Genomic DNA, 12799 nt, shown 5'->3' on the forward strand with positions numbered 1-12799 from the left:
CTCCCGTCTAAGGAGCACCATGTCTCTCCCCCTGACCCGTCGGATCGCCCGCGCCGCACTCCTCATCGCGGCCGGCGCAGCCCCCGTGGTCGGTGCGGCCGGCTCCGCGAGCGCCGCTGACCTCCCCGCCGCCCCCAACCTGGGTGGCCTGACCGCCCTGGACGGCGCCGGTGTCGGCGACTCCGTCGACAGCGCGGCGCAGAAGGGCTCCAAGGCGGCGGGTGACACCGGCAGCAAGGCCGTCAAGAAGGCGGTCCCGGCCGCCGGCAAGACCGTCGGCAAGGCCGGCAAGACGGCCACCCCGGCCGCGCAGAAGGCGGCCGGTGACGTCGCCGGAAGCGCCGGCGAGGTCCTCGGCGACACCGCCTCCACCGCGGCCGGCGAGGGTCTGCCGACCGGCGGCAAGCTCCCCGCCGGCAGCGCCCTGCCGACCAGCGCGCTGCCCGCCGCGAACCTGCCGCTCGGCTAGTCCGTACCGCACATGGAAGGGGCCCCGGGGAGCAGTGCTCCCCGGGGCCCCTTCGCGCCTGCCGTCAGCCCTGAGCCGCGTGGCTGTGGGCCGCGTGGCTGTGGGCCGCGTGGCTGTGGGCCGCGTGGCTGTGGGCCGCGTGGGCGTCAGCCGCCGAGGCGCTTGACCGCCGCCGCGACGCGCTCGTCGGTGGCGGTGAATGCCACCCGTACGAAACGCGCTCCCGCGGGCCCGTAGAAGTCGCCCGGCGCCGCCAGAATGCCCAGCCCCGCCAGGTACCCCACGGTCTCCCAGCACGGCTCGTCGCGGGTGGCCCACAGGTACAGGCTCGCCTCGCTGTGCTCGATACGGAAGCCGTGCGCCTCCAGCGCGCCGCGCAGCGCCGCCCGGCGGGCCGCGTACCGCTCCCGCTGCTCCGCCACGTGCGCGTCGTCGCCGAGCGCTGCGACCGTCGCCGCCTGGACGGGCGCCGGCGTCATCATGCCGCCGTGCTTGCGGATCTGCAGCAGGTCGCCGAGGACGCCGGCGTCGCCCGCCAGGAACGCGGCGCGGTAGCCGGCCAGGTTGGACCGCTTCGAGAGCGAGTGGACGGCGACCAGACCCTCGTACGTGCCACCGCAGACGTCGGGGTGCAGTACGGAGACGGGCTCGGCCTCCCAGCCCAGCTCCAGGTAGCACTCGTCGCTGAAGACCAGCACCCCGTGCTCGCGCGCCCAGGCGACGATCCGGATCAGCTCGTCCTTGGCCAGCACGCGGCCGGTCGGGTTGGAGGGCGAGTTGAGCCACAGCAGCTTGACGCGGGCCGGGTCGAGGTCCGCGACCGGATCGTCGTAGACGACCGGCTCGGCGCGTGCCAGCCGCGCGCCGACCTCGTACGTCGGGTAGGCGAGCCGGGGGTACGCCACCTGGTCGCCGGGGCCCAGGCCCAGCTGCGTCGGCAGCCAGGCCACCAGCTCCTTCGAGCCGACGACGGGCAGCACGTTGGTGTGCGCCACGCCGCGCGCGCCGAGACGCCGCTCGACCCACCCGGTGAGCGCGTCCCGCAGCGCGACCGTGCCCCACACCGTCGGATAGCCCGGGGAGTCCGCCGCCGCGACGAGAGCCCGCCGGATTAGTTCGGGAACCGGGTCGACGGGGGTGCCGACGGACAGGTCCACGATGCCGTCCGGGTGGGCGGCCGCGGTCGCCTTGTACGGCTCCAGCTTGTCCCAGGGGAAGGTGGGCAGGCGGTCAGTGACTGCGGACACGGTGGATCGCTTTCTCGTGCTCGTACGGGAGCGGGCGCGGGCACTGGCCCGGGCGCCGGCTCCGGCTGTGGCTCTTGTTCCGGCTCTGGATACGCGTCGGTCCCGTACGGCGAGCAGGCCGTACGGGACCGGGGCGGCGCACTTGCCTCGCCGCTTACTGGTTCTGCGGCGGGAGCGCTGCGATGAAGGGGTGGTCGCGCTCGATCAGGCCGAGCTTGGAGGCACCACCGGGCGAGCCGAGCTCGTCGAAGAACTCGACGTTCGCCTTGTAGTAGTCCTTCCACTCCTCGGGGGTGTCGTCCTCGTAGAAGATGGCCTCGACCGGGCAGACCGGCTCACAGGCACCACAGTCGACGCATTCGTCCGGGTGGATGTACAAGGACCTGGAGCCCTCGTAGATGCAGTCGACCGGGCACTCCTCGATGCACGCCTTGTCCTTGACGTCGACACAAGGCTGCGCGATGACGTAGGTCACGCTGTCGTTCCTCCTCGATAGGGCGCGGCGGGCCGATCTGCGGCTCCGTCCACGTGGCGCGCGGGAGCGCGGCGTCGTCGATGCCCGCCTCTAGTATCTCCGTTCCCGGGCACGATCCGAACAGGAGGGGCGCACAGAGCTGTGGAATTCACTACCGGCGGACGACTCGAGGTCCGTATTTCGCCTGACGACGTGGGCAAACGTGTATCAGTCAGGCGCCTCGCCGAAGCCGGATCACCGGGAGCGAAGTTCACCGACACGGTCGGTGTTCTCACATCCTGGGACAACGGTGTGCTGTGGATCACACGGCGGAGTGGCGAGGTGGTCCGCATCGCGGAATCCACCCTGGTCGCGGGCAAGGTCGTGCCCTCCGCCCCGGCCCGGCGGCGCGGCCCCGCGGCGACCTTCGAGGAGCTCGCTCGGGCCGGCGCCCGCGCGTGGCAGCCCGTCGAGAGCGAGCCGCTCGGCGAGTGGCTGCTGCGTGCCGCCGGCGGCTTCACCCGGCGCGCCAACTCGGCACTGCCGCTTGGTGATCCCGGGATGCCCGTCGGCGTGGCGCTGGGGCACGTACGGGACTGGTACGCCGCCCGGGGTCTCCCCGCGTACGTCCAGGTCGCCACCGGCGCCGAGGGCACCCAGGAACGTCTCGCCGCCGAACTGGCGCACCACGGGTGGTCCCGCGAAGTCACCGCCCAGGTACGGATCGCCGGGCTCGCCCCGATCGGGGACCTGGACTCCGACGTCTCCCGCGTCGCGCTGCACCGGGAGTGCGACGCGGGCTGGCTCTCGCGGTACCAGCGGTTCACGGAGCCGGGGCCGCACGTGCTGCGGGTTCTGGAGAGCGGGCCCTCCGTGTGGTTCGCGTCCGTCGCGGGCGAGGGGGAGACGCCGGCGGCGATCGGGCGGTGTGTCGTCGACGGGCGCTGGGCCGGTTTCATGGCGGTCGAGGTCGATCCGGCGTACCGGCGGCAGGGGCTCGCGGGCGCGGTGATGACGGCGCTGGCGCGACGGGCGCTGGACGAGGGCGCGTCGGCCGCGTGGCTCCAGGTCGAGGCCGACAACGAAGGCGCGCGGGCCCTGTACGACGGCATGGGCTTCGCCACGCACCACAGCTACCACCACTTCCGACCGGCTTAGGACGGGTACGAACACGTATGCCACGACCCACCGAATCCGAGCGGCGCCGGCGGTTCGCCGAGGAGGCCCGTTCCGAGCGGCCGGACCTCGCGCTGCTGTGCCTGCTCGTGGGCGCGGAGGCGGACGCCTCGCTGGACGAGGCGGGGATGGACGCGGCCGAGATCGAACTCGACCGGCTGGCGGGCCTCCTGCCGTACCGCCCCGGCGGGGCTCGGGGGTGGGCCTCGGCCGTGTCGGACCTGCTGGGGGCGCGGTGCGGGTTCGGCGGGACGCCCGCGGACTACCAGCGGCTGGAGTCCTCGCTGCTGCACGAGGTGCTGCGGAGGCGGCGCGGGCTGCCGATCCTGCTGTCGGTGGTGTGGATCGAGGTGGCGCGGCGGGCGGGTGCGCCGGTGTACGGGGTCGCGCTGCCCGGGCACTTCGTCGTGGGCTTCGGCGACCCGGGCGAGCAGGTGCTGGTCGACCCGTTCGACGGGGGGCGGCTGCTCACGGGGGCGGACGCGGAGCTGCTGGTGGCGGGGGCCACGGGGGAACCTCTGGACCCGTCGATGCTGCTGCCGGCGGACCCGCTGGAGATCGTGCTGCGGATCCTGAACAACATCAGGGCGTGGGCGTCGGCCCGCCCGGAGCGTACGGACGTCCAGCTGTGGGCGGTGGAACTGTCCCTGCTGCTGCCGTCGCACGCGGCGCGGCTCCGGTACGAGCGGGCACGACTGCTCGTGGAGCGGGGCGATTTCCTGCGTGGGGCGGCGGAGCTGGAGGCGTACGCGGAGGTGGTGGCGGCGGTGGACCCCACGTCGGCGGAAGCGGTCCGGCTCCGGGCGCGGGCGGCTCGGGCCCGGCTGAACTGAGGCACCGGTTCATGGTGCGGGGGCCCTGCGGTGCGGGGGCTCTGTGGTGCCGGGGGCGGGCCGCTCCGGGGGCGGCGTTCGGGACTGCATGATATAGCCGCGAGGGCAGCGGTCCTTGTACGACGCCCACTGCCTGCGCACAAATCACGCTCTACGTCCCGAACACCACCCCCTGCGCGGCCCGCCCCCTCACGCCGGTGGGCGAGGTGCGGGCCGTTCGCGCTGGTACTCCCGCTCAGCTCGGGTTGAGGCTGATCTCCTGGACGCGCTCCGCCGGGGTCTTGCCCAGGAGCGCGGTGCGCATGGCGAAGGCCACGTCGTCCGCGGTGACCGGGTGCTTCTTCCCGTCGCCCTTGGTGATCTGCACGCCGTCGAACACGCCCTCCAGGAGCTGCTCGATCGCCGGCTTGTTGTAGACCTCCACCAGACGGCCGTCGATCGGCTTCATGGAGAGGATCTTCGGCAGGGACCTCGCCGGGCCGAACTGGATCTGCTTGCCGCCGGCCTTGATCGTGATCAGGCCGGACATCGCGGGCTGCGCGAATTCCTTCATGGCCCGGTCGAGTTCGGCCTTGTCGATCCTCGGGGCCTTGGTGACGACCGGCAGCTCCACCGTGTTCGGCCTGCCGGTCTCCACCTGGGCGCGGTACGCGTCCCTGACCCGCACCATCGAGCGGCCGACGTCGAGCTGCTTGCCCGCCTTGCCCGGCACGGCGACCGCCTTGCCCGGTACGAACTTGATCGTGCCCTCGCTGGCCGTGCCCGAGGTGCCCGCCAGGTCGGCGAGGGCGACGCTCAGCTTCTCCTCGTCGACGGGGATCACCGGTTCGGCGACGCGCTCGCCGCCGAAGAGGGAGCCGATCACGGACATGGGGTTGTAGTCGCTGCCCGCGGCGCCGCGCACGGTTTCCTGGCTGTCCAGGCTGAGGCCCGCGTTGTCCGGCGGGAGTTGCGTCTCCTTGCCGTCGACGGTGAGCCGGAGCGGGGTGGCGGCGCGCTTGCCGAGCGCGGCTTCCAGCTTGCCGACCGCCTCTTCCTTCGTGCCGCCGCCGATGTCGACGCCGAGGACGGTGGTGCCCTTCGGTACGTCGGAGTGGTTCATCAGGAGGCCCGCTCCGTAGGCCACGCCTGCGATGGCCACGACGCCCACGGCCACCAGGACCAGCTTCGAGCGGCCCTTCTTGGCGGGCGCGGAGGCGGCGGGAGACGGCGGGGCGGTGCGCGCGGGGGCGGCCGGGGCCGCCGGACCGCCGTCGCCCGGGGCGTGCGGCGTCAGGTCCGGTGCGAAGCGGGCGTCACCCTGGGGCGGGGCGAACGGCGAGTGCCGGTCGGCCGGCTGGACCACGGGGATGCCGCTGGTCAGCGTGTCACCGGAGACGTTGCCGCCGGCGGGGGGACCCGCGGCCGGGTTCTGCGGGGTCAGTACCGCCGTGTCGTCGGACATGCGCGGCGGGCCGGACACCGAGGGAGTGGGCGCACCCGGCGGGCGCATGCCGGGGCCCGGGGAATCGGGACCCGCGAACGGCGAGCTGTCGATCGTCGGGCCGGGGAACGTCGCGTGTCCGGTGGCCGGGCCGGTGGTGGGGCCCGAGGGTCCCACGGGGCCCAGGGGACCGGTGGGGCCTGCGGGACGGGTGCCCGGCCCGCTGCCGTTCGCGGCGGGGGCTGAACCGCCGGGGCTGCGGCGCGGCAGCGGCGCGGTGGAGCCCTGGCTCTGCGGCTCCTCGGGCGTGAAGTACGGGAGGTCGGGACGCTGCCCGCCGCCCTGCGCCGGGCCCGAGGGGCCCGGGGACGACGGCGCGGGGCCGGCCGACGACTTGCGCGGCGCGAACCAGTCGCTGGCCGGCGGCTTGTCCTCGCCCGAGGCGGAGCCGTTGGCCGGACCGCCGGCGGAGCCGTTGCCAGGACCGGAGGCGTCGGCCGCACCGGGGCGCGGCTCGTCGCGCTGCGGCGCGGGCGGGGTGTCCCGGGAGGGCTCGGGCGGGCGCGGCGTGCTGCCCGTGCGCTCGCCGTTCGCGGGCGAGGACGGCGGCTCCACGTCACCCATGGGCGTACGCATGACGACCGGCGGGATCGGCCGCGATCCGGGGATGTTGATCCGGATGCGGGTGGTCAGCGTGGTCTCGGTCCTGGGCTCGTCCGCGTCCACCGGCCCCGCGGCCTCGGCGCTGCCCTCGGGACCGTCCTGCCCAGGGTGCGACGACGGATACTGGCGGGATCCGTACGGCGGCGTACCCGAGGGGTACGCGGCTCCGCCACGCCCCTGGGGGCCGGAGGACGAACTGTCAGTTTCACGACTCAAGGCAGGTTCTCCCGGTTAGCTCCGCTCGCCCGCTCTTACCTGGTACTGCGGGCGGCTCGGCGGCGCGCACCACCATACTGGCCGCCGCCGACAGGCGTCCCGCACCCTGGGCTGCGGGCGTACGACGGCTGTGCGGTCGCGACCGATTCACGGACTCAAGTGGTACGTCATTTGCCAAGTCGGGCGCGCGGCGCGACCTGTTGCGGCAGTTGCGTCATCGTGGCGCAGATCACAGCGATGGCCATGCCGCCCAGCATGTAGGCGTACGAGACGGAGCTGCCGCCGATGAGCAGGTCGCCCTCGGGCCGGCTGACGGTCAGCAAGACGATGGCCACGAGCCATCCCGCCGCCGACGCGCCGACGCCGGACTTCGTGCCCGTGAGGTACATGCCGCCGTAGAAGACGCCCGCCGCGGCGAGCAGCGACAGCAGCAGGCCGCCGGGGAACCACGCCGCGTGGACCAGCACGCCCGCCGCGCCGGTGACCGCGCCGAGGAGGACGAGCAGGACATAGCCGCCGATCCGGGCGGGGGTCGGGGTCATGTCGTCACTCCCGCGAAGAGGTCGTTCTCACGGCCGCCGGGGGCGCGTTCGCCGCGTACCAACTCGTAGTACTCCGTGGTCAGGACGGGCTGGCCGAGATTGTTGGAGAGGGCGAAGAAGTCGCCCTCCACGGCGATCTGCGTGGCGTGGGCCCGCATCGCGGCGGTCTTGGCGGCGGCGTACGCCGTGCCGTCGATCTCGGTGGTGATCACTTCGTCGTCGACCACTCCGGGGATGTCGTCCACGACTCCCGTGCCGGGGAAGCTCACCGTGGCCGCGCGCAGGCGGGCGAAGCCGGCCTCGGCGTAGCTGCGCGGCACCCGGTTCCAGTAGATCTTGGTGATGGTGTGGGGCGCCCCGAGGCCGGGGCGGAAGTCCGGGTCGGCCGCGAGGTCGGCGGCGCGCATGGCGACGCGGTGGGTCTGGATGTGGTCGGGGTGGCCGTAGCCGCCGTCCGGGTCGTAGGTCACGAGGACCTGCGGGCGTACGGAACGGATCACCTCGACCAGGTACGCCGCCGCCTCGTCCACCGGCACGGCCCAGAAGGCACCCTCGCGGTGGTTCTGCGGGGCGCCCATCATCCCCGAGTCGCGGAACCGGCCGGGGACGCCGAGGAAGCGGTGGTCGGTGACCCCCAGCTCCTTCATCGCGGCGGCCAGTTCGGCGACGCGGTGGGCGCCGAGGGTGTCGTCGCGGTGGGCGGCCAGGTGCGCGAGGGCGGGCGGGATGACCTCGCCCTCCTCGCCGAGGGTGCAGGTCACCAGGGTGACCGCGGCGCCCTCGGCGGCGTACTTGGCCATGGTGGCCCCGTTGTTGATCGACTCGTCGTCGGGGTGCGCGTGCACCAGAAGCAGACGACGGGCTGGGTGGTCCGTCATGGGGACCACCCTACGAGGCCCCGCTCAGAACTTGATGCCCCCGAGGACACCGGCCACGTTCGTGGTCAGTTCGTTGATCGTGGGTGCGATGGACGAGCTGGCGAGGTAGAAGCCGAGCAGCACGCAGACCGCCGCGTGTCCGGCCTTCAGACCTGATTTCCGAACCATCAGGATGACGATGATCGCCAACAGCACTACCGCCGAAATCGAGAGTGCCACGGCGGTTCACCTCCACTTACTCAGGTCCAGAACGGGCATGCGGACAGTCGCCGGCAGGTACATACCCACCAAGCGCTACGGATCATAACTATCCGTGCATACGCATTGTTCGGTGCACGGCAGCACGAGGGGCGCATGGAGTGTGCACCGGGCGGTAGCTTCAGGCATATGACGTCGAATCAACTCTCCTTTCCCCGGCAGCACGCGAGGACTCAGCGCTTCACCCTGGGGGCGCCACGCGCGTTCACGGTGTCGCCCGACGGGGCGCGTGTGGCGTTCCTCCGCTCCTCCTCGGGCACCGACCGCGAGAACCGGTTGTGGGTACTCGACCTGGAGGGGGGCGCGCAGGAGCGCGTCGCCGCGGACCCCGGGGAACTGCTCGGCGGCGGTGCCGAGCAGCTCTCCGCACAGGAGAGGGTGCGCCGCGAGCGCAGCCGCGAAGGGTCCGCGGGGATCGTGAGTTATGCCGTGGACGCGGCCGTCGAGCTGGCGGCGTTCGCGCTGTCGGGCCGGCTCTTCGCGGCCGAGCTGCGGGCGGGAACCTCGCGCGAACTGCCCGCCACGGGGCCGGTTCTCGACCCCCGGCCCTCGCCGGACGGGCTGCATGTGGCGTATGTCTCACAGGGCGCCCTGCGGGTGATCGGCGCCGAGGGCGACAACGACCGGGCGCTCGCCGAGCCGGAGGACGAGAACACGACGTACGGCCTGGCGGAGTTCATCGCGGCCGAGGAGATGTCCCGCTCGCGCGGCTTCTGGTGGTCGCCGGACTCGGACCGGCTGCTGGTGGCCCGCGCGGACGACACCGCCGTGGCGCGCTGGTGGATCTCGGATCCGGCCAATCCGCACAGCGAGCCCGCCCGGGTCGCGTATCCGGCGGCGGGGACGGCCAACGCCGAGGTGCGGCTCTTCCTGTACGGGCTCGACGGGGGCGAGCGTACGGAGGTGGTGTGGGACCGGGCGCGGTATCCGTACCTGGCGCGGGTCCACTGGTCGGAGGCCGGCGCTCCGCTGCTGCTCGTGCAGTCGCGGGACCAGCGCGGCCAGCTGTATCTGGCGGTGGACACCTCGACCGGCACGACCCGGACCGTGCACGTGGACGAGGACCCGGTGTGGCTGGAACTTTTCGACGGCGTACCGGCCTGGGCGCCGGACGGGCGGCTCGTACGGATCGCCGACGAGGGCGGGGCGCGGGTGCTGGCCGTCGGCGACCGGGCGCTCACCGGGCCGCAGTTGCAGGTGCGGGCGGTGCTGGACGTGTCGGACGGGGACGTGCTGGTCTCGGCGTCGGCGGGGGCCGAGGCGGCCGCCCCGGAGACCGGCGAGGTGCACGTCTACCGGGTGAACGAGCTGGGCGTCGAGCGGCTCTCCGAGGGGCCCGGGGTGCATTCGGCGGTGCGGTCGGGCGGGGTGACCGTGCTGGCTTCGGCGCGGCCGGAAAGCAGCGGCACGGTGGTGCAGGTGCTGCGCGACGGGAAGCGTGAGGCGGTGGTGGCGTCGTACGCCGAGGAGCCGGTGCTGCGCGCGCGTGTGCGGCTCGTGGAGGGGGGCGCGCGGCGGATTCCGTGCGCCGTCCTGCTCCCCACGGGCTACTCGGAGGGGGACGGGCCGCTTCCGGTGCTGATGGACCCGTACGGAGGACCGCACGCGCGGCACGTTGTTGCCGCGCACAACGCGTACCTCACCTCGCAGTGGTTCGCCGACCAGGGTTTCGCGGTGGTCGTCGCCGACGGGCGGGGGACGCCCGGGCGCTCCCCCGGCTGGGAGAAGGAGATCAGGGACGCGTTCACGCTCACGCTGGACGATCAGATCGAGGCGCTGCACGCGCTGGCCGAGGACTTCCCGCTGGATCTCGGCCGGGTCGCGATCCGGGGCTGGTCGTACGGCGGTTACCTGGCGGGCCTCGCGGTGCTGCGCCGGCCGGACGTCTTCCACGCGGGGATCGCGGGGGCGCCCGTCACGGACTGGCGGCTGTACGACACGCACTACTCGGAGCGTTACCTCGGGGACCCGGCTGAGCAGCCGCAGGTGTACGCCGCCAACTCGCTCGTCACGGACGAGGGGTTGTCGCAGCCGGCCGGCACGCACCGGCCGCTGATGATCGTCCATGGCCTGGCGGACGACAACGTGGTGATGGCCCACACCCTGCGGCTGTCATCGGCGCTTCTGGCGGCGGGCCGGCCGCACGAGGTGCTGCCCCTGTCGGGGGTGACGCACATGACGCCCCAGGAGGAGATCGCGGAAAACCTGCTGCTGCTCCAGGTCGACTTCCTGAAGCGGTCCCTGGGCCTGCGCTGACCTCCCGGGGCACCCGGCCGGGGACGACATGGCGCGACCCCGGCCGGGCAACGGCACCCGCACGGCCGTACGCTGCTGAGCCTGACGTGTTCGTATATCGGAGTTGCGTCGGTCAAGTTGCTTGCGTGTTAACGAAATTGTTCGGCTTTTATGGCGCGATGTCGCCCTGCGCCGCGCTGTGTCGGGCACGCGGCGACGTCGATCCGTGACCCTTCGCCCAAGATGTGAGAGAGCGTCACTTCCGTCTTCGCCGGGCGCTTGGGTACGGGGGCCGCGGCCATGCCGTGACGGCACTTCGGCCCTTGCGGCACGGCCGCCTACCGCCCCTTCTCCACCGGCACCACGTGCTTCTCCTCCGCGAAGTGGCACGCCGAGTCGTGCGCAGCCGGGAACACCTCGTCCCGGAACACCGCCGGCACCGCCAGCAGCGGCACCTCCGCCGCGCACCGGTCCCGCGCCTTCCAGCAGCGCGTGCGGAACCCGCAGCCGGACGGGATGTTCGCGGGCGACGGTACGTCGCCGGACAGCAGGATGCGCTCGCGGTGCTCGCGCGCCGTCGGGTCCGGCACCGGCACGGCGGAGAGCAGCGCCTGCGTGTAGGGGTGCGTCGGGTGGTCGTAGATCTCGGCGTCCCTGCCGATCTCGACGATCCGCCCCAGGTACATCACGCCCACCCGGTCAGAGATGTGCCGCACGATCGACAGGTCGTGCGCGATGAAGACATAACTCAGGCGGAACTCGTTCTGGAGCTGGGCCAGCAGGTTGACGACCTGCGCCTGGACCGACACGTCCAGCGCCGACACCGGCTCGTCGGCCACGATGATCTCCGGCTGGAGCGCGAGCCCCCGCGCGATGCCGATGCGCTGGCGCTGCCCGCCGCTGAACTGGTGCGGATAGCGGTTGATGTACTCCGGGTTCAGCCCGACCACGTCCAGCAGGTCCTGGACCTTCTGCCGACGGCTGCCCTTCGGCGCCACCTCGGGATGGATCTCGTACGGCTCACCGATGATGTCGCCCACCGTCATACGGGGATTGAGCGACGTGTACGGGTCCTGGAACACCATCTGGATGTTGCGGCGTACGGCCTTCAGGGCGCGCCCTGACAGCTTGGTGATGTCCTCGCCCTTGTAGCGGATCACCCCGGCCGTCGGCCGTTCCAGATGCACGAGCATCCTGGCGAGGGTCGACTTGCCGCAGCCCGACTCCCCCACGATCCCGAGCGTCTCCCCAGCCCCCAGGTCGAGGTCGACGCCGTCGACCGCCCTGACCGCGCCGACCTGCCTCTTGAAGACGATGCCCCGCGTGAGCGGATAGTGCTTGTGCAGCCCGCGTACTTCGAGAATTGCCTCGGTCCGCCGGGTCGACTCAGCCATGGAGCGCCTCCTGCCAGAAGTGGCACGCGCTGCCGCGGCCGTCCGGCACGTCGTACAGCGGCGGCTCGTCCGTCCGGCACACGTCACGCGCCAGCGGGCAGCGCGGGTGGAAGGCGCAGCCGGGCGGGATGCGCGTGAGGTTCGGTGGCAGGCCCTTGATGGCGTACAGCTCCTGGCCCTTCTGGTCCAGCCGCGGAATCGATTCGAGCAGGCCCTTGGTGTACGGGTGGGCCGGCGCCTTGTAGATGTCGCGCACCGGCGCGGTCTCCACGATCCGTCCCGCGTACATCACGGCGATCTTGTCCGCGACGTCCGCGACGACCCCCAGGTCGTGGGTGATGAGGATGAGCCCCATGTCCAGCTCGCGCTGCAACTCCGCGAGCAGGTCCATGACCTGTGCCTGTACGGTCACGTCCAGCGCGGTCGTCGGCTCGTCCGCGATGATCAGCGAGGGTTCCAGTGCCAGCGCCATCGCGATCATGATGCGCTGGCGCATCCCGCCGGAGAACTGGTGCGGATACTGCCCGACGCGCTCCCGGGCCGCCGGGATCCGTACCCGGTCCATCAGCTCGACGGCCTTGCTCCTGGCGTCCTTCCGGGACATCCCCCGGTGTACGACGAACATCTCGCCCAGCTGTTCGCCCACGCTGATCACGGGGTTGAGGGAGGACAGCGCGTCCTGGAAGATCATGGCCATCTCCCGGCCCCTGACCTTCCGCCGCTCGTCCTCCCCGAGCTGGAGCAGGTCGCGGCCCTGGAAGAGGATCTCGCCGCCCGTGATCTTCCCCGGCGGCATGTCGAGGATGCCCATGACGGCCTGCGCGGTGACGGACTTGCCCGAACCGGACTCGCCCAGCACGGCGAGCGTCTCGCCCTCGGCGACGGAGCAGGTGACGCCGTTGACGGCCTTCGCGATCCCGTCGCGCGTGCGGAACTCCACGTGCAGGTCGCGCACGTCGAGCAGCGCGGGGACGAGGTGGGCGCGGCGGGCACGGGAGACGCGGCGGGCGT

General features: G+C 72.6%; 12 protein-coding genes. 4 read left to right on the top strand and 8 right to left on the bottom strand.

The window, feature by feature from the left end:
• Positions 1-19 precede the first annotated feature (19 nt).
• A complete protein-coding gene (locus tag AS594_RS12440) occupies positions 20-469 on the top strand; it encodes an ATP-binding protein (RefSeq protein WP_069927093.1) in 450 nt (149 codons plus the stop codon).
• Positions 470-615: 146 nt separating this feature from the next.
• Here the strand turns inward: AS594_RS12440 and AS594_RS12445 are convergent, their stop codons facing one another.
• Positions 616-1716 carry a bifunctional succinyldiaminopimelate transaminase/glutamate-prephenate aminotransferase gene (locus AS594_RS12445; protein WP_069927094.1) on the bottom strand — a complete coding sequence of 367 codons (1101 nt, stop codon included), beginning with the start codon at positions 1714-1716 and terminating at the stop codon, positions 616-618.
• 154 nt (positions 1717-1870) lie between these two features.
• On the bottom strand, positions 1871-2191 hold the full coding sequence (gene fdxA, locus AS594_RS12450; RefSeq protein WP_018089397.1) for a ferredoxin: 321 nt from the start codon (positions 2189-2191) through the stop codon (positions 1871-1873).
• A 141-nt stretch (positions 2192-2332) separates the two neighbouring features.
• On the opposite strand from fdxA, the gene AS594_RS12455 reads away from it, so the two are divergent.
• Positions 2333-3328 (top strand): GNAT family N-acetyltransferase, encoded by a 996-nt coding sequence (locus AS594_RS12455; protein ID WP_069932990.1) that lies wholly within the window; start codon positions 2333-2335, stop codon positions 3326-3328.
• 17 nt (positions 3329-3345) lie between these two features.
• Positions 3346-4179 (top strand): transglutaminase family protein, encoded by an 834-nt coding sequence (locus tag AS594_RS12460; RefSeq protein ID WP_069927096.1) that lies wholly within the window; start codon positions 3346-3348, stop codon positions 4177-4179.
• 235 nt (positions 4180-4414) lie between these two features.
• Here the strand turns inward: AS594_RS12460 and AS594_RS12465 are convergent, their stop codons facing one another.
• From AS594_RS12465 to AS594_RS12480, 4 genes are all read right to left on the bottom strand, one after another.
• Positions 4415-6481, bottom strand: coding sequence for a peptidoglycan binding domain-containing protein (locus tag AS594_RS12465; RefSeq protein ID WP_069927097.1), 2067 nt, complete (start codon positions 6479-6481; stop codon positions 4415-4417).
• A 167-nt stretch (positions 6482-6648) separates the two neighbouring features.
• The gene (locus AS594_RS12470; protein WP_069927098.1) at positions 6649-7023 is read right to left on the bottom strand and encodes a DUF6113 family protein; all 375 of its coding nucleotides are present in this window, start codon (positions 7021-7023) and stop codon (positions 6649-6651) included.
• Positions 7020-7901 (bottom strand): N-acetyl-1-D-myo-inositol-2-amino-2-deoxy-alpha-D-glucopyranoside deacetylase, encoded by an 882-nt coding sequence (gene mshB, locus AS594_RS12475; RefSeq protein WP_069927099.1) that lies wholly within the window; start codon positions 7899-7901, stop codon positions 7020-7022. The genes AS594_RS12470 and mshB overlap by 4 nt, the downstream gene beginning before the upstream one ends.
• A 24-nt stretch (positions 7902-7925) precedes the next feature.
• Complete coding sequence (locus AS594_RS12480) at positions 7926-8120, bottom strand: hypothetical protein (RefSeq protein WP_069927100.1); 195 nt, start codon at positions 8118-8120, stop codon at positions 7926-7928.
• Between the two features lie 168 nt (positions 8121-8288).
• Here AS594_RS12480 and AS594_RS12485 point away from each other — a divergent pair, with 168 nt between their 5' ends.
• Positions 8289-10415, top strand: a complete 2127-nt coding sequence (locus tag AS594_RS12485) for a S9 family peptidase (protein ID WP_069927101.1) — start codon at positions 8289-8291, stop codon at positions 10413-10415.
• 317 nt (positions 10416-10732) lie between these two features.
• Here AS594_RS12485 and AS594_RS12490 read toward each other — a convergent pair whose 3' ends face one another.
• Both AS594_RS12490 and AS594_RS12495 read right to left on the bottom strand, forming a co-directional pair.
• Positions 10733-11788, bottom strand: coding sequence for an ABC transporter ATP-binding protein (locus AS594_RS12490; protein ID WP_069927102.1), 1056 nt, complete (start codon positions 11786-11788; stop codon positions 10733-10735).
• Positions 11781-12752 carry an ABC transporter ATP-binding protein gene (locus AS594_RS12495; protein ID WP_069930475.1) on the bottom strand — a complete coding sequence of 324 codons (972 nt, stop codon included), beginning with the start codon at positions 12750-12752 and terminating at the stop codon, positions 11781-11783. The genes AS594_RS12490 and AS594_RS12495 overlap by 8 nt, the downstream gene beginning before the upstream one ends.
• Positions 12753-12799: the final 47 nt, after the last annotated feature.

The sequence above is a fragment of the Streptomyces agglomeratus genome (assembly GCF_001746415.1).
Classification (GTDB): domain Bacteria; phylum Actinomycetota; class Actinomycetes; order Streptomycetales; family Streptomycetaceae; genus Streptomyces; species Streptomyces agglomeratus.